General features: G+C 53.1%; 19 protein-coding genes and 2 tRNA genes. 13 read left to right on the plus strand and 8 right to left on the minus strand.

Annotation, left to right across the window (positions count from 1 at the left end; all coding sequences use genetic code 11):
- Window positions 1–185: 185 nt before the first annotated feature.
- Complete coding sequence (fabI, locus tag AC0VXT_RS18955) at window positions 186–944, plus strand: enoyl-ACP reductase FabI (RefSeq protein WP_475548600.1); 759 nt, start codon at window positions 186–188, stop codon at window positions 942–944.
- Window positions 945–966: 22 nt separating this feature from the next.
- Here the strand turns inward: fabI and AC0VXT_RS18960 are convergent, their stop codons facing one another.
- From AC0VXT_RS18960 to AC0VXT_RS18970, 3 genes are all read right to left on the minus strand, one after another.
- Window positions 967–1,608, minus strand: a complete 642-nt coding sequence (locus tag AC0VXT_RS18960) for a DUF488 domain-containing protein (RefSeq protein WP_475546659.1) — start codon at window positions 1,606–1,608, stop codon at window positions 967–969.
- 87 nt (window positions 1,609–1,695) lie between these two features.
- Window positions 1,696–1,770: transfer RNA gene (locus AC0VXT_RS18965), tRNA-Gly, on the minus strand.
- Window positions 1,771–1,808: 38 nt separating this feature from the next.
- Window positions 1,809–1,883: transfer RNA gene (locus AC0VXT_RS18970), tRNA-Gly, on the minus strand.
- A 218-nt stretch (window positions 1,884–2,101) separates the two neighbouring features.
- Between AC0VXT_RS18970 and AC0VXT_RS18975 the strand changes: the two genes are divergently transcribed.
- From AC0VXT_RS18975 to AC0VXT_RS18995, 5 genes are all read left to right on the plus strand, one after another.
- Entirely contained in the window at window positions 2,102–2,620 is a 519-nt protein-coding gene (locus AC0VXT_RS18975; protein ID WP_475546660.1) for a prolyl-tRNA synthetase associated domain-containing protein, read from the plus strand.
- Between the two features lie 124 nt (window positions 2,621–2,744).
- Window positions 2,745–3,665 (plus strand): thioredoxin, encoded by a 921-nt coding sequence (trxA, locus tag AC0VXT_RS18980; RefSeq protein ID WP_475546661.1) that lies wholly within the window; start codon window positions 2,745–2,747, stop codon window positions 3,663–3,665.
- A complete protein-coding gene (locus AC0VXT_RS18985) occupies window positions 3,662–4,351 on the plus strand; it encodes an LON peptidase substrate-binding domain-containing protein (protein WP_475546662.1) in 690 nt (229 codons plus the stop codon). The genes trxA and AC0VXT_RS18985 overlap by 4 nt, the downstream gene beginning before the upstream one ends.
- A 46-nt stretch (window positions 4,352–4,397) precedes the next feature.
- Window positions 4,398–4,586: a Trm112 family protein gene (locus AC0VXT_RS18990; protein WP_475546663.1), complete on the plus strand. Its 189-nt coding sequence runs from the start codon at window positions 4,398–4,400 to the stop codon at window positions 4,584–4,586.
- A gap of 14 nt (window positions 4,587–4,600) precedes the next feature.
- Window positions 4,601–4,990, plus strand: a complete 390-nt coding sequence (locus AC0VXT_RS18995; protein WP_475546664.1) for a gamma-butyrobetaine hydroxylase family protein — start codon at window positions 4,601–4,603, stop codon at window positions 4,988–4,990.
- 150 nt (window positions 4,991–5,140) lie between these two features.
- On the opposite strand, the gene AC0VXT_RS19000 is transcribed toward AC0VXT_RS18995, so the two are convergent.
- Both AC0VXT_RS19000 and AC0VXT_RS19005 read right to left on the minus strand, forming a co-directional pair.
- The gene (locus AC0VXT_RS19000) at window positions 5,141–5,797 is read right to left on the minus strand and encodes an OmpW/AlkL family protein (protein WP_475546665.1); all 657 of its coding nucleotides are present in this window, start codon (window positions 5,795–5,797) and stop codon (window positions 5,141–5,143) included.
- Window positions 5,798–6,021: 224 nt separating this feature from the next.
- Entirely contained in the window at window positions 6,022–7,245 is a 1,224-nt protein-coding gene (locus tag AC0VXT_RS19005; RefSeq protein ID WP_475546666.1) for a UbiH/UbiF/VisC/COQ6 family ubiquinone biosynthesis hydroxylase, read from the minus strand.
- Between the two features lie 577 nt (window positions 7,246–7,822).
- Here AC0VXT_RS19005 and AC0VXT_RS19010 point away from each other — a divergent pair.
- The 5 genes from AC0VXT_RS19010 to AC0VXT_RS19030 all read left to right on the plus strand — a co-directional run bounded on the left by AC0VXT_RS19010 (window position 7,823) and on the right by AC0VXT_RS19030 (window position 15,043).
- The gene (locus AC0VXT_RS19010) at window positions 7,823–8,161 is read left to right on the plus strand and encodes a P-II family nitrogen regulator (protein ID WP_007088725.1); all 339 of its coding nucleotides are present in this window, start codon (window positions 7,823–7,825) and stop codon (window positions 8,159–8,161) included.
- 23 nt (window positions 8,162–8,184) lie between these two features.
- Window positions 8,185–9,513: an ammonium transporter family protein gene (locus AC0VXT_RS19015; RefSeq protein ID WP_022732712.1), complete on the plus strand. Its 1,329-nt coding sequence runs from the start codon at window positions 8,185–8,187 to the stop codon at window positions 9,511–9,513.
- A gap of 340 nt (window positions 9,514–9,853) precedes the next feature.
- Window positions 9,854–11,092 (plus strand): ammonium transporter, encoded by a 1,239-nt coding sequence (locus tag AC0VXT_RS19020; RefSeq protein ID WP_475546667.1) that lies wholly within the window; start codon window positions 9,854–9,856, stop codon window positions 11,090–11,092.
- A gap of 214 nt (window positions 11,093–11,306) precedes the next feature.
- Window positions 11,307–12,497: an aminotransferase class I/II-fold pyridoxal phosphate-dependent enzyme gene (locus tag AC0VXT_RS19025; RefSeq protein WP_475546668.1), complete on the plus strand. Its 1,191-nt coding sequence runs from the start codon at window positions 11,307–11,309 to the stop codon at window positions 12,495–12,497.
- An 86-nt stretch (window positions 12,498–12,583) separates the two neighbouring features.
- A complete protein-coding gene (locus tag AC0VXT_RS19030) occupies window positions 12,584–15,043 on the plus strand; it encodes a DNA translocase FtsK (protein ID WP_475546669.1) in 2,460 nt (819 codons plus the stop codon).
- Window positions 15,044–15,175: 132 nt separating this feature from the next.
- Here the strand turns inward: AC0VXT_RS19030 and AC0VXT_RS19035 are convergent, their stop codons facing one another.
- Complete coding sequence (locus AC0VXT_RS19035; RefSeq protein ID WP_475546670.1) at window positions 15,176–15,406, minus strand: hypothetical protein; 231 nt, start codon at window positions 15,404–15,406, stop codon at window positions 15,176–15,178.
- Window positions 15,407–15,800: 394 nt separating this feature from the next.
- A complete protein-coding gene (locus tag AC0VXT_RS19040) occupies window positions 15,801–15,992 on the minus strand; it encodes a hypothetical protein (RefSeq protein WP_475546671.1) in 192 nt (63 codons plus the stop codon).
- A gap of 227 nt (window positions 15,993–16,219) precedes the next feature.
- On the opposite strand from AC0VXT_RS19040, the gene AC0VXT_RS19045 reads away from it, so the two are divergent.
- Window positions 16,220–16,720, plus strand: coding sequence for a hypothetical protein (locus AC0VXT_RS19045; RefSeq protein ID WP_475546672.1), 501 nt, complete (start codon window positions 16,220–16,222; stop codon window positions 16,718–16,720).
- Window positions 16,710–17,162: a GNAT family N-acetyltransferase gene (locus AC0VXT_RS19050; protein WP_475548601.1), complete on the plus strand. Its 453-nt coding sequence runs from the start codon at window positions 16,710–16,712 to the stop codon at window positions 17,160–17,162. The genes AC0VXT_RS19045 and AC0VXT_RS19050 overlap by 11 nt, the downstream gene beginning before the upstream one ends.
- A gap of 85 nt (window positions 17,163–17,247) precedes the next feature.
- Here the strand turns inward: AC0VXT_RS19050 and AC0VXT_RS19055 are convergent, their stop codons facing one another.
- Window positions 17,248–17,562: a hypothetical protein gene (locus tag AC0VXT_RS19055; RefSeq protein WP_475546673.1), complete on the minus strand. Its 315-nt coding sequence runs from the start codon at window positions 17,560–17,562 to the stop codon at window positions 17,248–17,250.
- Between the last annotated feature and the right edge of the window lie 14 nt (window positions 17,563–17,576).

The raw sequence follows: 17,576 nt of genomic DNA on the forward strand, positions 1-17,576 counted from the left end.
CTATGCTTCTGCACAAAAAAAATTCATTTAACCAACAAGCTAGCCTTTCACCGACACATTAATTGTCTGGCTGCGATGTCACAGAATTTTGTTCTTTTTGCATCGCAAGATCGAGTTAAACTTGGAATACTGCCCCAAGCGATTATCATCTTCGCAACCGCACAATGAAAATTCGGAGTCTCATGATGCTTGCAAGCAAAAAAGGCCTGATTGTCGGTATTGCCAATAAAATGTCCATCGCCTGGGGATGTGCCCGCATTTTCAACCGCGAAGGCGCTGAATTGGCGATCACCTATCAGAACGCAAAAGCCGAACAATATGTCCGCCCGCAGGCCGAAGAACTTCACGCCCCGATCATCTGCCCGCTTGATGTCTGTGACGAACAGCAAATGGACATATTGTTCGCACAGATCGAGAAACAATGGGGAAAGCTTGATTTCGTGCTGCATTCAATCGCCTTTGCCCCGGCAGATGACCTGCATGGGCGGGTGACGGACTGTTCGCGCGACGGCTTTTTGATGGCGATGGATATTTCGTGCCATTCGTTTCAACGCCTTGCCAAACGGGCCGAACCGTTAATGACCGATGGCGGCGCACTTTTGACGGTGACCTATATGGGCTCAGAGCGGGTGATTGATCATTACGGCGTTATGGGCCCGGTCAAGGCTGCCCTTGAAAGCACAACCCGTTATATGGCAGCAGAGCTTGGCCCGAAAAACATCCGCTGCCATGCGATTTCACCGGGGCCACTTTTAACCCGTGCGGCATCAGGCATTGCCGAGTTTGAGACATTGATGGATCAGGCAACCCGTCGCGCGCCGGGACGCAGATTGGTCACGATTGATGAAATCGGCGAGCTGGCAGCTTTTCTTGCCAGTGACCGCGCCCGGTCTTTGACCGGGGATGTCGTTCATATTGATGGCGGTTACAATATCATGGGTTAACGACGCTTTATCGCGTCTCATATTAGCGACGCTTTATCGCGTCTTGGGCCCGTGGCGCGACACGTTTGATCTGGCGCTGTAACGCAAGTTTGGTTTCGGCATCCGGATCAGGGGCCGTTGTAGCAAACAGATCAGGCACATCGCCACCATTCAGCGCAATCATGCGCTGTTCGGTTTCGGACTGATGTTCAACGCCCCCTTCGACCAAATGGCAAAGATCAAACCCGGCGGCCTTTAGTGGCGGCGCAATCAGCAACGTCCGATGACAATCAAGCGGATCCTTTTCCGCACACATCAGACAAATGCGATATTTATTGGCACCGTTGATCAAACGGGCAATGCCATCCTGAAATTCCGGGAGCTGTGCTATCAGATCATAGTCCAGCTGCCCGTCAGGGTAGAGCTCAGGCGCTTGTGGCTTGCCGCCCATCACATCCCCCATAAAAACATAGGCAATGCCCTGCGCCCGCAAAAAGGGGCCAAAACTGTCGGCATCAAACGCCGTCCAGTAGCTGGATCGTTTAAACGTCCGAATATCAGCCACGGCCGTAATGCCGTGCGCCTTAAACAGCGCCAGCAAACTGTCGCGGTCATGACCGGCATAGCCAACAGTGAAGATGGTTTTCTGATTAGGATTGTGCGGATTGGATAGCGTATCTTGCATAAAGCGCAGCACACGACAAAACGGCCCATAGCGCAAGACGGAAAAGCAAAAGGCCGCCCCGAAGGACGGCCTTTGAAACTTTCATCATGGAGCGGGCGAAGAGATTCGAACTCTCGACCCTAACCTTGGCAAGGTTATGCTCTACCCCTGAGCTACGCCCGCATCATCATGAAAGCTGATGCTTATGGAAAGTGACCTGATGGAGCGGGCGAAGAGATTCGAACTCTCGACCCTAACCTTGGCAAGGTTATGCTCTACCCCTGAGCTACGCCCGCATTCATCAGTATTTCCAGCCCCTGTGGAGCGGCGCGGATAATAGCCCAACAAAGAGCGATTGCAACCCTTTTTTCCACGAAAGTGTCACATCACAAATTTTGGCGGTTTTCCTTGACTTTACTGGGTCCAATCGCCGAAATCCGACCATCGTTGCGCAAATTTGCGTCCGGTTTTCAACTTGGGTATCTTTTGACATCACATCCACAAGGAAAACAGCATGAGCGATCCATCAACCCTGCTTTTCGAATATCTGGAAAAACTGGAAATCGAAACCACAACTCATAGCCATGAGCCGCTGTTTACGGTTGAGGATTCGCAGAATTTGCGCGGCGACCTGCCCGGCCTGCATTCCAAGAACCTGTTTGTCAAAGACAAAAAGAACGCCCTTTGGCTGGTGGTGGCCGAGGAAAACACGCAAATCCGCATGAACCATCTGCACAAACGGCTCGGATCGGCACGCCTTTCGTTTGGCAAACCAGAACTTCTGGTCGAGACACTTGGCGTGACACCGGGGTCGGTAACGCCCTTTGCTCTGATCAATGATCAGGATCGCGTGGTTAATCTGGCACTTGATGCCAAACTGGCCAGTGGTGACAAATTGAACTTTCACCCCTTGCGGAATGATCGAACCACGACAATTCAGTCTATGGACCTGTTGCGGTTCGTCTCGTCACTGGGCTATGACGCAAAGATCATTGATTTTGAAAACGAATTAGATGACCAATCGTCTATCTAAACGTCTGAGAAACCTTTTAGTCCTTTATATTGATGTATAATACACACCTAATATTGCCATTACACCTCTTGTCGGACGGCAATGGCAACATCATCTTAAATCCTGAATTAGTGAGTTAAAGATAATGTCCATCATTCTTGACGCAAACGCGCCGGAACCTGCCACCAACACGACGCCCGACCTGATCAAGGACGGATCTGTCGAAACTTTTGTGCAAGACGTCATCGAACCGTCTATGGAAGTACCTGTTGTCGTGGATTTCTGGGCACCTTGGTGCGGTCCGTGCAAAAGCCTGACGCCGACGATTGAAAAAGTCACCCGCGAAGCCGCTGGACGGGTAAAGCTTGTCAAAATCAATATTGACGAGAATCAGGAACTGGCAGCGCAGTTGCGCATTCAGTCCGTCCCGACCGTCTATGCCTTTAAGGATGGTCGTCCGGTTGATGCATTTCAGGGCGCACAGCCCGAAAGCGAAGTGCGCGCATTCTATGAAAAACTTGCTGGCGGCCCGATTGAAAGCCCGATTGAAGCCATTCTTGAACAGGCGGCCACAGCCCTTGCCGAAGACGACCACGCCACAGCACACAGCCTGTATGTCAGCGTGCTTGAACGTGAACAGCACAACGAAGTTGCCATTGGCGGCATGATCCGTTGCATGGTTGGTATGAGCGAAATTGAAGAAACCCGCCACTTCGTTGACAATATGTCTGATCTTGATCGCCTCAAACCCGCGATTGCGGCTGCCATCAGCGCGCTTGAACTGGCTGAAACCGGATATAGCCCGGAAGACCTTGAAGCCGCGCGCGCCAAAGTTGCCGCCAATCCTTCTGATTTGCAGGCACAATACGATCTTGGCATGGCCTGCTTTGCGACCAACAAACGCGAAGATGCCGTCAAAGCCATGATCACCATCATTCGCACCGACCGTGAATGGAACGAGGATGCCGGGCGCACCCAGCTCCTTAAATTCTTTGAAGCATGGGGCCCATCAGACCCCGCCAGCGTCGCCGGACGCCGCGCATTATCAACGGTGTTATTTTCATGAGCATATGCGGTCCCTTCGATCCGATGTATTCGGACTTGCCAAACACCATGCCGATTTTCCCGCTGGGTGGCGCATTGTTGCTGCCGCGCGGGCATCTGCCGCTTAATGTTTTTGAGTCGCGGTATCTTAACATGGTGACGGATGCATTGGGTCAGGACCGCATGATTGGCATGATCCAGCCAAGGCCGGACCAGCGTGCCAGCCTTTTGGTTGATCAGGATAATCCGCCGATTTTCAACACCGGCTGTGCCGGACGTATTACCGCCTTTAGCGAGACCGATGATGGACATTTTTTAATCACATTGACGGGTGTGTGCCGGTTCAATGTGGTGGAAGAACTGCCCGAGAATGAGGGCGGTTACCGCACTGTACGCGGTGATTTCAGCGCATGGAAAGATGATCTGGACATTCCCAGTGTTGACGCACCGATCAACCGTGATCGCCTGCGCACGGCACTGGAAGTCTATTTTGCGCAGCATTCCTTACGGTCATGCTGGGATACACTGGCCGACAGCGATGATGAAATGTTGATCACCACCATTTCGATGGGCTGCCAGCTTAGCCCGCTTGAAAAACAGGCTTTGCTCGAATGCACAACCCTGTATGATCGCGGCGATATGCTGACAACCTTGCTTGAGATGGCGGCACATGCCAATCCAAAGCACGCGCACAGCAATTCAAACTAGCCACACAGACCTGTCACACGACGCCCACCAAACCGAAGGCCACATTATGACCGCGACCCACAGCCCGGTAGACCCGAAACTTCTTGAGATCCTTGTCTGCCCGGTCACCAAGCAGGCACTTGAGTATGATCGCGACAATAACAAACTGATCAGCACCAAAGCCGGTCTGGCCTATCCGATCCGTGACGGCATCCCGATCATGCTGCCTGACGAAGCCCGCGCAATCGACGATTAAGGCAGCTTAACTTCATGGCCAAAGACGGTTTCACACCTGATTTCACACCGGTTGAAATCAATTATCTGCGTGACGAACACATTCTGGAAATCGTCTGGGATGATGGCGTTTCGTCACGCTTTAGTGCGGAACTGCTTCGGGTTGAAAGCCCATCGGCCAAGGTGCAGGGCCACCATCCGTCGGAAAAGAAAATCATTCCCGGGCGACGCCATGTCGGCGTTATAGATATTGTTCCGGTTGGCAACTATGCCATCCGTATCAGTTTCGACGACCTGCATGACAGCGGACTTTTCAGCTGGCACTACCTGCGCGAATTACACGACACACAAGATACCCTGTGGGCAGATTACCTTCGTGCACTCGAGGCCCGTGGCCTGTCACGCGATCCGCGCAAACCATCCTGACCACTAAACCTTCCTGAAAATTCGATCTGGTGCATTTAAGATGTACAAACGACCCCATCAAAAGACAGGGCCGTTTTTTTGGGTCGTTCGTTCCCCCTCGATCAGGCGGAACGACGTTGCCGCCTTATCACGCGTACAATCAGCGAAGGCTTAGAAACGATAGCCGACACCTAGGCCAAAGACCCAAGGATCAAGGTGTGCTTTGGACGTATTCCCACCGTTGTTGATGCTAATATCGGTATCGAGGAAGATTTTCTTCACATCAAGATTGACCGACCATGGCCCGGAAATCGCGTAGTCGAAACCGGCCTGAAAGGCATAGCCAAAGCCGTCATCATATTTGACAGAATTGAACTGTCCCGGCTTCGAGTCATAGAAGAAAGTATAGTTGATACCGGCCCCCAAATAAGGGCTCCAGCGACTTTCTGGCATAAAATGGTATTGCAAGGTCAAGGTAGGCGGCAGCAACCGAACAGACCCCGCATCAAGACTGGGATCCTTCCAACTCAAGTCATGCTTGGTTGTCGCTGCAATCAACTCAAGCGCCAAGTTGTCGGTCACAAAATATGAAAAGTCAACTTCCGGAACGGCGTCATTGTTCAGTTCGCCATGGCCACTGCCGATATTATGGTCATAGGTATCTTCATCAGGCACCATCGCAATACCGCGTGCACGAATGACAACATCACCAGCCTGCTTGGTCTTGAATTCCGCAGTTTGTGCCTGCGCTGTGCTGTCGGCAACCATGGCTGCACCAAAGATTGCCACTACAGCAGCTGACAACATCAGTTTATGGGAAAATGTCATGTCCTGTCCCCTGTCATTAAATTTAACTCGAGGGGAACCTGCGCCTAAGCCATTGCTGACTTGTTGACACACATCAACAATGGCTCATTAAAAAAGACAACATTTTGAAAGACTTTAAATGACCACGAAACATTAAACCCTGACGCACGTTCGAAACACCCTATATCTACCGCTGCATCCCTTTTCATCACGTTGGGTCAGAGGGTACGGCGCAGGTTGCTTGTTTAAAGCGACTTTCCCTGCATCAGTTTGGGCAGAGTCCCGGCATATCCCATGGCATGTGACATGAATGTTTTCTTAAGCGGCGGGATTTTCTGAACCACGGCAAGGCCAATGTCACGCGCCCAACGGATCGGGGCGATATCATTGGAAAACAGCCGGTTGGTTACATCTGTTACTGCCAGCATCACTGTATTATCAAACCGGCGCCATTGGGCATATTCGGCCAAAACATCAATGCTGCCAATATCGCGCCCCAGACGACGGGCATCGACCAGAATTTCGGCCAATACCGCAACGTCGCGAATACCCATATTAAGGCCCTGCCCGGCAATCGGGTGCATGCCGTGCGCGGCATCCCCGATCAGGGCAATCCGGTCATCGGTGTAGTGATAGGCATGCTGAAGCCCCAGCGGATAGCAAAAGCGCGGGCCAATCACTTCAAGATCACCAAGATAGCCATCAAAGCGACGGTGCAACTCGTCGGTGAAGGTTTCTTCATCGAGATTAACCAGATAATTGCCAAGGTCCGTGCTTTCGGTCCAGACAATCGAACACCGGTTTTCCGTCATCGGCAGAATGGCAAACGGACCCGCAGGCAGGAAATGCTCGACAGCAAGGCCGTTATGGGGCTGCTTGTGCTTGACCGTGCACACAACTGCACTTTGCTTATAACTCCAGTCGTATGTCTTGATCCTCGCCCAGTCGCGCAGCATCGAATTGCGGCCTTCTGCCCCGATGGCAAGCGGCGCACGCACGGCGCGTCCATCGGCAAGGGTGATGGTCATGCCGCCCTGATCGCGCGCGATATCCTCAACCCGTGCCGGGGCCAACATCTCGATCAGGTCGTTTTCGGCAATCGCCCGGTACAAAGCACCGCGCGTCACAAGGTTTTCAACGATATAGCCCAGTGGCGCGTCGCCAAGATCAGCATGATCGTAATGCAGGAACAGCGGGCTTTGGCCATCGGCAATCCGGATATCAAGGATCGGCTGGGCCGCGTCAGCCATGTTTTGCCAGGCACCAATAACCTCAAGTACAGATTTTGATGCGGCGGCAATTGCGCACGTCCGGCCATCATAATTGGCACTCAGGATGGTTTTGGGATCGGCAAAATCAATCACCACGGATTTCATCCCGCCGTGCGCCAGCGACAGCGCCATGGCCGCCCCGTTCAGGCCACCGCCCAAAATAATGACATCCGTCTTCATCACGTCCTGATTATGCATGGCGCAAAATCCCTATCCTGTGGGGTCAGACCGACAGGTGAACCTGTTTTGTCTGACCTTATATCCGTTTGGCACATGTTTACCCGGCGTCGCCATAGCGGGCAAGAAAATGCAGGAAATTATACCCCTGCGAACAAGGCCGCACTGTGACCAGCACCTTAGGCACAGGACCTATTAATCCGGCCAACCATTCCAATCAAATTAATAGGTCCTGTGCCTAAGAAAGTACGCGATCCGTTGGCGATTGGCCCACTCCCTGCGGGGTAACTTTCCAAAGTCGGCACCTTATCGACAACCCTGCGACAGAGCCTTGACCTAAAACAGGTTTTTCTGACGCTTTGGTTGATTAAAAAATATGCACATTTTTTAAACAACCTTAGATTCTGTGCATATTTTAATCCTGCGCCTTGCCATGGCCTCCTGATCTTCAATGCCTAAATTAGACATTTTTCCGTTTTATAACAAATACTTAAATTTATTATTTTGAGTCTGGCACGATTCTTGGTTTGAGGGTTGAGACTGCGAAATCGTGATTACCACGTTGGTACTCAACGGATATGCCGGGAGGTCGCACAATATGAAACTTGTTACTGCTGTCATCAAACCGTTCAAACTCGACGAAGTCCGCGAGGCGCTTAGCGCACTGGGCGTTCAGGGGTTAACGGTCACCGAAGTAAAAGGTTTTGGCCGTCAGAAAGGCCAGACCGAAATTTATCGTGGTGCTGAATACATGGTCAGCTTCCTGCCGAAAGTGAAGCTGGAAGTCGCCATCACGGATAATCTGGTCGATCAGGTTGTCGAGGCTATCACCAAAACAGCTCAAACCGGGAAAATCGGGGACGGAAAGATTTTCGTTCTTGATGTGAGCCAGGCGGTCCGTATCCGCACAGGCGAAACCGGCGACGACGCCCTGTAAGTCCAGAGACAAGGGGAGACACAATGAATATTCCTATGAAGAAAACCGGCCTTGCCGCTCTTGCAGGCACCGCCGTTCTCGCAATCGCTTCTCCGGCCTTTGCTCAGGACGCTGGCGTTTCGGCCGAGACTCAATACATTCTGAACAGCTTTAGCTTCCTGTTCAGTGGCGCACTGGTCATGTGGATGGCAGCTGGCTTTGCCATGCTGGAATCCGGCCTGGTTCGTACGAAAAACGTTTCTACCATCCTGCTCAAGAACATCTCGCTCTTCGCGGTTGCAGGCATCATGTACTACCTTATCGGGTATAACCTGATGTACATGGATGTAACCGGCTGGATCGGTTCTATCAGCCTGTGGAGTGCTGATGATGCAGCTGCTCTTGCAGGTGATTTCTCGGGCGGTTATTCCGCAACATCTGACTGGTTCTTCCAGATGGTGTTTGTTGCAACCGCAGCGTCGATCGTTTCAGGTACTGTTGCTGAACGTATCAAACTGTGGCCGTTCATGATCTTCGTCGTTGTTTTGACCGGCGTTCTGTATCCGATCACCGGGTCCTGGACGTGGGGCGGCGGCTGGCTGGCCGAAATGGGCTTTGCTGACTTTGCTGGCTCAACCATTGTTCACTCGGTCGGCGGCTGGGCTGCTCTGACCGGTGCGATCATCCTTGGTGCACGTAAAGGCAAGTATGGCGCTGACGGTTCGGTTCATCCGATGCCGGGTTCAAACCTGCCGCTTGCAACGCTTGGTACTTTCGTTCTGTGGCTCGGCTGGTTCGGCTTCAACGGTGGTTCCCAGCTTGCAATGGGTACGGGTGCTGATGTCATCGCGATTGCCAACATCTATGGCAACACCTCGATGGCGGCTGCTGGCGGTGTTGTTGCCGCAGCGATCCTGACCCAGATCCTTTACAAAAAGGTTGACCTTACCATGGCACTTAACGGTGCACTGGCTGGTCTGGTCTCGATCACGGCGGGTCCGGATACCCCGACCATCGGTTCGGCGATCATCATCGGCGCAATCGGCGGTGTTCTGGTTGTTGTTGCAGTTCCGCTGCTCGACAAACTGAAAATCGACGATGTCGTTGGCGCGGTTTCGGTTCACCTTGTTGCTGGTATCTGGGGCACACTTGCTGTTCCGTTCACCAATGACGGTGCATCGTTCGGTGTTCAGCTGACCGGTATCGTTGCAATGGGTGCCTTCACCATCGTTGCCTCAAGCATCGTGTGGTTGATCCTGAAGTTCACCGTTGGTATCCGTCTTTCCGAAGAAGACGAAGCAATGGGCAGCGATGCTGCCGAGCTTGGCCTCGAAGCTTATCCGGAATTCGGTAAAGGTTCGCAGCGCTTCTAAGCGACACGATTTCCTGACGGGTACCGTGTTCGCACGGTACCCGGCCTGTCAGACCACTGACCCGCCCGGCGTCTTTCGCCCGGCGGGTCTTTTGTTTGTGTGCTGCCTTTTTGGGCAGCATTTTGATCAACGCAAAGGCAGAACCGGTTTTGAGCCAACCTGCCTCATCCGCCATTCCCCTGATCGAAAAAGCATCCTCACGCCTAGAAGAATATCGCCTGCACCCGGTCCAAATGCCTGTTGGCACAGAAATTGATCATGGCAGCCCGAACCAGAGTCCGACTGCCCCGGCAAGAACGGACCGAGAGGAAACGCTTTTTAATAAACGGGGGGATGCCTTATGGAGGCTTTCCAGACTGCCTCGGACGTGTTTTTCGTCCTGATGGGCGCCATTATGGTGCTCGCGATGCATGCCGGTTTTGCCTTCCTTGAAGTTGGCACCGTGCGCAAAAAGAACCAGGTCAATGCACTGGTTAAAATCATTGTCGATTTTGCGGTATCGACCATTGCCTATTTCTTTGTCGGGTATGGCGTTGCCTATGGGGTTAATTTCTTTGCCAGTGCCACCGTTCTTTCCGGCTCCGCCATGGTCGATGGACAGCATCTGTTTGCCTCAAGCGGCTATGATCTTGTTAAATTCTTCTTCCTGCTGACTTTTGCTGCGGCCATTCCGGCCATCATTTCGGGCGGCATTGCCGAACGCGCGCGGTTTTACCCGCAGCTTTTCGCCACCGCCATTCTGGTCGGGGTTTTCTATCCATTGTTTGAAGGCATGGTCTGGAACAATAATTTCGGGTTTCAGGACCTGATCGAAGCCACCTTTGGTGCGCCGTTTCATGATTTTGCCGGATCAATTGTTGTCCATGCGGTCGGAGGATGGATCGCCCTTGGTGCGGTCATCTGCCTTGGTGTGCGGCGCGGACGTTATAGCAAAACCGGCAATCTGATCGGGATTCCGCCATCCAACATCCCGTTTCTTGCCCTTGGGTCGTGGGTTTTATGCGTTGGCTGGTTTGGCTTTAACGTCATGTCCGCCCAATCGATTAGCGGCATCACCGGGCTTGTTGCAATTAATTCACTGATGGCAATGGTCGGCGGCATTTTAACCGCCCTGCTGGCCGGGCGCAATGACCCAGGCTTTGTCCATAACGGTGCATTGGCCGGACTGGTGGCAGTTTGCGCCGGATCGGACGTCATGCATCCGATTGGCGCCCTTGTTACCGGCGGGCTGGCCGGGGCTCTGTTTGTCTGGGGCTTTAACCAGTGTCAGGCGAAATGGAAAATTGATGACGTGCTTGGCGTCTGGCCGCTCCATGGCATGTGCGGACTTTTGGGCGGCATTGCATGCGGCGTCTTTGGCCTCGAAGCCCTTGGCGGTATGGGTGGCGTATCATTTGGCGCCCAGTTGGCGGGATCGCTGGCTGGTGTTGTTTTTGCCATCATTTCCGGGTTTGCTGTCTATGGGATATTGAAGAAAACCATTGGCATTCGCCTGTCTGAAGAAGACGAATTTGATGGCGCAGATGTATCGATCCACAAGATCGGTGCGTATCCAGAGGATGACTTGCGCGCCAGCTAGTGCCAAACGCCCCACACCATAGCCATAAAATCAAAAGCCCGGAAAGCGCGCCTTTCCGGGCTTTTTACGTTCAAACATGCCACTTCTTAAATCTTTCTTTGCACTTTTGGCATAGGGGTAGAGTGAGGGGAAATTGCCCATATTAAACCAACATGCATCCGCATCATGGCTTTCGCCCTGATGCGCCACAGATCAAGCTGGAATGACGTCAACCATGTTTAACGAACGCCTCGATCAATTGCCTGCTTATCCGTTCCCAAGATTGGCGGCCTTGCTTGACGGTATTGAACCGGGACAATCGCCGTTGGTGATGTCGATTGGCGAGCCGCAGCACACCCCACCTGCAATGATCACCGATGCGATGGTTAAGCATGCAAACCTTTGGCACAAATACCCACCGGGGGCTGGCACGCCGGAACTGCGTGAGGCAATTAAAAACTGGCTTGATCGGCGCTACAGCCTGCCCACCGACATGCTTGATCGTGATGACCATATCCTGCCCGTGGCTGGCACGCGTGAGGCGCTTTATCTGATTGCGACCACTGTCATCCCGCAAGACACACCCGGCCCCAAGCCCAAGGTCCTTTTGCCCAACCCGTTTTATCAGGTCTATTGCGGGGCCGCCGTACTTAATGACGCGGAAATGGTCCCGCTTGCAGCCGGTCCTGAAAATAGCTTTTTGCCTGATCTTGATCAGATCGATACCGAAACGTTAGACGCGTGCCGACTGTTTTTCCTGTGTTCACCGGCCAATCCGCAAGGATCGATTGCCTCGCGTGATTACCTTGAACGCATCATTTCACTGGCACGCAAACATGATTTCGTGCTGGCGATGGATGAATGTTATGCCGACATTTATGATCGTGCCGCACCGGTAGGTGCGCTTGAAATCTGTGCCGCGCAGGGTGGGAACATGGATAATGTCCTTGTGTTTCACAGCCTGTCGAAACGATCCAGCGCACCGGGATTACGATCAGGTTTCGTCGCAGGCGATCCCAAAATCGTCAAACGGTTCACCGCACTGCGCAGCTATTGTTCGGCCACCATCCCAATGCCGGTAATGGCCGCATCGGTCGATCTTTGGAACGATGACGCCCACGCGCAGGAAAACCGTGATCTGTATCGGGCCAAAATTGACATTGCCGAGGAAATCTTTGGCAACCAGTTCGGGTTTTATCGTCCACCGGGGGGCTTTTTCCTGTGGCTTGATGTTGGCGATGACGAGGCCGCGACCAAGAAAATCTGGCGCGAAGCCGGGGTCAAGGTCATTCCGGGCAGTTATCTTTCGATCACGGATGCCAAGGGCGGCAATCCGGGCAAACAGTTTATCCGCATCGCGCTGGTGCATGATTTGGCAACCACGCGCGACGGGCTGACACGCATTGCACAGGCACTGGAAAACTGACGTTACCCGTGCCGACATAACATCGACCAAATGATCGACGACACTATCGCGCAAGATACCGACCATAACCAGTTACGGACACCCAGATGAGCAGTCAGTCAAACATTCTTGGAACCGCCTTCATGCCCGGCAGTCTTGTGATGCTGCTGAAACGAAGCGGTTTGCGAATTTGCGGACTTGGACTGGTCCTTTTGGCCATTACCCTGTTCATCATGCTGATCGGGTTCCATCCCGGCGATCCGTCGTTTAACCATGCCAGTGACCGGGCAACGCTGTTTAATCCGCTGGGTATCGTCGGGGCGTATGGTGCGGACTTGATGTTGCGCACCCTTGGTTTGGCGTCTGCATTGCTGACTGTGCTGTTGCTGGGCTGGGGCATGCGGCTGATTGCGGTTAAACCGTTTAGCTGGATGTGGGTACGCTTCCTTGTCCTGCCGCTGGCACTGTTGCTGGTGGCGACCTCCGCTGCTGCCATCGAACCGGGCATGCACTGGCCGTTAACGGTTGGTCTTGGCGGGTTTGCCGGTGATTTGCTGCTTTCGAAATTGCAAACCGGCTTTGCCATGATCGGCATTCCCGGGGCGCGTGCGCTGATTGCTCTGGCGTCCATGGTGCTGGGCATGGTTTTGACCATCTTTTGCATGGCCTATTCACTGTCTGACTGGGCACGCCTTGGGGGTGTTCTTTCCTATGCCGCCGGTAAGGTCGTATCAGGCACCCGGGCTGCCATTCCGGGATCAACCAACGATGAGCCGGGGACCAAACGCACGGCACGGTCGCGGCAGGAACCATCGATGGATAGTGGCAAAGGCAAAATGGGAACCTCCATTTCCACCCGCCGGTCCGAACCGCCCGCTGGTCACACCGGCGATGACGACGGATATGACGAGCTTGACGACGACGTAGATCACGAACCGCCGGTTCATATCGTCGCCGCCCCGGCGGCAAAACTGCAACCCAGTGACAAGGCTTCCGCCCAGCGTCAGGCATCCTTTGACCTTGGATCAGAAGAATACCGTTTCCCGCCGCTTGATCTTTTGAGTGAGCCTGACCCGGCCGACGCCAACCAGATTGATCAGGAAGCACTGGCGCAAAATGCCCGTCTTCTGGAAACCGTGTTGCAGGACTTTGGCGTAAAGGGCGAAATCGTTCAGGTCCGCCCGGGCCCCGTCGTAACCCTGTATGAACTTGAACCCGCTGCCGGGGTTAAATCATCGCGCGTCATTGGCTTGGCCGATGATATCGCGCGCTCCATGAGCGCGATTGCCGCCCGTGTTGCCGTGGTTCCGGGCCGTAACGTTATCGGGATTGAATTGCCAAATTCACGCCGCGAAACCGTGCATCTACATGAAATTCTGGCCTCCAGCGATTTTGAAAAAAATACCGGCAAGCTCAACATGAGTTTGGGCAAGGATATTGGCGGCACCCCGGTGATTGCCGATCTGTCGAAAATGCCGCATTTGCTGATTGCCGGGACCACCGGGTCAGGTAAATCGGTCGGCGTGAACGCAATGATCCTGTCTTTGCTGTATCGCTTAAAACCCGAAGAATGCCGCTTTATCATGATCGATCCGAAAATGTTGGAGCTGTCGATTTATGACGGTATCCCGCATCTTCTGACCCCGGTTGTCACCGACCCGCACAAGGCGGTTGTTGCGCTTAAATGGGCGGTGCGCGAAATGGAAGACCGCTACCGCGCCATGAGCCAGGTCGGGGTGCGTAACATTGCCGGGTACAACAAACGCATCAAGGAAGCGGCGGCCAAGGGCGAACAGCTTACACGGCGGGTTCAGACCGGCTTTGATCCGGAGACCGGCAAACCGATCTTTGAAGATCAGGAACTGCCGATGGAGCCATTGCCGTTTATCGTCGTGATTGTCGATGAGATGGCTGATCTTATGCTGGTGGCGGGCAAGGATGTCGAAGCATCGATCCAGCGACTGGCCCAGATGGCCCGTGCGGCTGGCCTGCATTTGATCATGGCGACACAGCGTCCATCGGTTGACGTGATCACCGGCACGATCAAGGCCAACTTCCCGACCCGTATTTCCTATTCCGTGACGTCCAAAATCGATTCCCGTACCATTCTTGGTGAAATGGGCGCCGAGCAGCTTCTGGGTCAGGGTGATATGCTTTACATGGGTCAGGGTGGCCGGTTGCAGCGTGTCCACGGCCCGTTCGTGTCGGACGAGGAAGTCGAAAGCATCGTCAAGCACCTGCGTGATCAGGGCGACCCATCATACCTTGAAACCGTCACCGAAGAGCCCGACGAAGACCCGGTTGCGGCCTATATGGCTGGTGGCAATGCCGGTTCGGGGGGCGGCAATGGATCAGACGATGATCTGTATAATCAGGCGGTTGGCATAGTGCTTCGCGAGAAAAAGGCATCCACCAGCTTTATCCAGCGCAAACTGTCGATTGGCTACAACCGGGCAGCCCGCATCATCGAACAGATGGAAGAAAACGGCGTTGTGTCCGGGGCCAACCATGTTGGCAAACGCGAAGTGCTGATGGAAAATATGGATGGTTCGCCGTACGAGTATTAAAGTCCGTTGCATTTGAAAGGGGCGGGCCATTGTCACGGCCCACCCCTTTTCAAAACGTCAACTGGCGAAGTCGATGTCCGCACATGGCAAGTCGGCAAGACCGGAGCACAAGGCCGCTGTCAGTCGACCCGATTACGAAGCAGTACACCTGAACTGATGCGATCCTTGCGCAGCACTGATTGCCAAATCATTAGTCGGCACCCCGCAAGCACGACCACTATAACTAAGCGCCGCAGCTTCGACGCCTGTATCAAGCATAGCAGAATCATCGACTGTTTCCACACGGGATGACAAGGCAGATGTCCCGCCACTCGCCATCCATGCCGCCACCGAATCCCCGACCATATTCTCCGTCCGTTCCATCTTTACCATCCCTGAGTTGCATAATAAAATACTTATCCTCCAATAGGGGTATAACCGGGAGCGCACGTCAATTGGAGAATCCATGATAAAATAAACGTCACATCCAACGAGACGTGCCAAACGTGACTGTCTCTTTGGATCACCTCAGACCGTTCAGGATATGTGCTGTTTATTGAAAATCCCCTCGCCGTTGCCTTCGCTCCGGACAAGGTCCCATCAATTCGTGCAGCTCCGCACACCGTTTCCTACAAGAAAGAGGCGGGCTGAGTTCAGCCCGCCTCTTTCTGATCACTGAAACACGCCAAAGTCACTGCTTAATCTCACCGACTTCCGACAGACCGAAACCTTGTATCAGAAGCAGAAATTAAGGTGGCAACGCCGTCATGTCCGTATCTTACCGATGAATACGACATTCGATGCTATGGGTATAAGCAGCAGCCGAAAGGCCGTTATCATCACGACCAATGCTGTAGCAGGCCTGTGGTGAGCGCGTCAGCATCGCCGCCTGCAATTCCACACCCTGATCATCCATAGCAATTACAGTTTTTGCCAAACCTGCGCCGCCAGAAGCAAGCCAGGCTGCCATCTGGTCATTCGTTGTACATTCCATTCGCACCATGCTCTTTACCCCAAATTACCATTAAAGATATTCACGCTATGATTGAACGACACCTGCAATCCGATGTCAACATATCCTGATGGTCGGCCAACTGCGTCAAATCGTTTCTAAACAATTGTTTAGAAATTGATCTTGTTGCCAAAATGCCATTTGATGAAACACCATTTTTGCCGACAGGCCCAAAGGAAAGATGTGTGACCTTAACCCTCATTGCGGTGACAAAAGACACTGTCGCGGCGTATCTGGATTTCCGGCTTTCTGTCGTCGACGCCAGTACCGCCAGCTACCTTTCTGGAACCGATCAGGTTTCCATGATCCTTGCCAGTACGTCTCATCACTTCTTGCTGGAAGATGATGTCGTGGTCGCAACAGCTGCAATCAAACGTAAAAGTGATGATGATGGCATGTCGGTTTACGTGTTGATTGACCCGAAAAAGCGCGACGAAAAGCATCTAACCAGCCTTGCCGGGCGATTGCTAAAAACTGAAAAGAAACCATCCGTTGATTGCGACACCCGCTACCACCTTTATCCATCCAGCGGGCTTTCCTTTATCGAGGCAGACATGCACGCGATGGGGTTTTCAAAGAACTCAGAAAACATCAAATATGTCCGCGATCCGGGTCCACCACGCGCGGGTGAATTCCCACATGCCGCCAAGGGTGAACAAGCTTGGCTATCGCCCGATGGTGCTTGATGATGATCTGATTGCGAAATATCCCGACATTTTTTCGCGCATGACCGATGTCTATGACCGGGCCTTTGCCGGACGCCCCAATGCACAAAAAATAACTGCCGCGGAACGGGAAAAATACTACCGGCAGCCCGATAGTGGTTTTGTTATCTGCATGCTTGGTGACGATCTTGTCGCCAGCACTCATTTTTTAAAACTTGATCAAGAAGTTCTGACAACTGAATTGGAATGCCTGCGGAAACACTGGGGAACCGGGGCTGTCGATCTGGTTTGCAAGCATCAGGTCAAGGAAATCGCTAAACGTTGGAACCTCCCCATCATTGCATATGCCGATAAAAGAAACGCGGCATCCCGTCGCGCGATGGAACGTTTTGGGCTATATCCGGTTCAGGAATATTTCAGCTGGCAGCGCACGTTCACGCCAGGTTCCCGCATAGATTTCTAACCATACCATCCCCCGTCAAAAACAAGGCAGGCCGATATGGCCTGCCTTGTTTTCATGCATCCAGCGGAAAGAACCGCTTTCTACATCAGAATACCGGACAACCAAAGGCTGCGCTCGTCGCAGCAGCAGCACTCAGTGCGGCATCATTGGATTCTGCTTCCATACGGCATTGACCACCTGTATTCGCCGTAACAGCCGCCGCGCTCAGTGCAGAATCACTGCATTCAGCCTTAATACACTGAGGAGCACTTGGATTCCACGTGAAACCAGCCGCACTTATCTCTGCATCAAGGGCAGAAAAACCCCCACGCATTTTCAAGCCCATTGGTGACGAGATGGCTCCGCCACTCGCCATCCATACAGACATTTCATCGCGATGTAGCTTATTCATTTGTTCCATCTTTGGTTTCCTAA

The organism is Thalassospira sp. Z349TD_5 (assembly GCF_056173045.1).

Bases quoted from the DNA above. Each gene is read 5' to 3' on its own strand.
- fabI (WP_475548600.1), top strand. From the start codon at position 186: ATGCTTGCAAGCAAAAAAGGCCTGATTGTCGGTATTGCCAATAAAATG.
- AC0VXT_RS18960 (WP_475546659.1), bottom strand. From the start codon at position 1,608: ATGCAAGATACGCTATCCAATCCGCACAATCCTAATCAGAAAACCATC.
- AC0VXT_RS18975 (WP_475546660.1), top strand. From the start codon at position 2,102: ATGAGCGATCCATCAACCCTGCTTTTCGAATATCTGGAAAAACTGGAA.
- trxA (WP_475546661.1), top strand. From the start codon at position 2,745: ATGTCCATCATTCTTGACGCAAACGCGCCGGAACCTGCCACCAACACG.
- AC0VXT_RS18985 (WP_475546662.1), top strand. From the start codon at position 3,662: ATGAGCATATGCGGTCCCTTCGATCCGATGTATTCGGACTTGCCAAAC.
- AC0VXT_RS18990 (WP_475546663.1), top strand. From the start codon at position 4,398: ATGACCGCGACCCACAGCCCGGTAGACCCGAAACTTCTTGAGATCCTT.
- AC0VXT_RS18995 (WP_475546664.1), top strand. From the start codon at position 4,601: ATGGCCAAAGACGGTTTCACACCTGATTTCACACCGGTTGAAATCAAT.
- AC0VXT_RS19000 (WP_475546665.1), bottom strand. From the start codon at position 5,797: ATGACATTTTCCCATAAACTGATGTTGTCAGCTGCTGTAGTGGCAATC.
- AC0VXT_RS19005 (WP_475546666.1), bottom strand. From the start codon at position 7,245: ATGCATAATCAGGACGTGATGAAGACGGATGTCATTATTTTGGGCGGT.
- AC0VXT_RS19010 (WP_007088725.1), top strand. From the start codon at position 7,823: ATGAAACTTGTTACTGCTGTCATCAAACCGTTCAAACTCGACGAAGTC.
- AC0VXT_RS19015 (WP_022732712.1), top strand. From the start codon at position 8,185: ATGAATATTCCTATGAAGAAAACCGGCCTTGCCGCTCTTGCAGGCACC.
- AC0VXT_RS19020 (WP_475546667.1), top strand. From the start codon at position 9,854: ATGGAGGCTTTCCAGACTGCCTCGGACGTGTTTTTCGTCCTGATGGGC.
- AC0VXT_RS19025 (WP_475546668.1), top strand. From the start codon at position 11,307: ATGTTTAACGAACGCCTCGATCAATTGCCTGCTTATCCGTTCCCAAGA.
- AC0VXT_RS19030 (WP_475546669.1), top strand. From the start codon at position 12,584: ATGAGCAGTCAGTCAAACATTCTTGGAACCGCCTTCATGCCCGGCAGT.
- AC0VXT_RS19035 (WP_475546670.1), bottom strand. From the start codon at position 15,406: ATGGAACGGACGGAGAATATGGTCGGGGATTCGGTGGCGGCATGGATG.
- AC0VXT_RS19040 (WP_475546671.1), bottom strand. From the start codon at position 15,992: ATGGCAGCCTGGCTTGCTTCTGGCGGCGCAGGTTTGGCAAAAACTGTA.
- AC0VXT_RS19050 (WP_475548601.1), top strand. From the start codon at position 16,710: ATGGTGCTTGATGATGATCTGATTGCGAAATATCCCGACATTTTTTCG.
- AC0VXT_RS19055 (WP_475546673.1), bottom strand. From the start codon at position 17,562: ATGGAACAAATGAATAAGCTACATCGCGATGAAATGTCTGTATGGATG.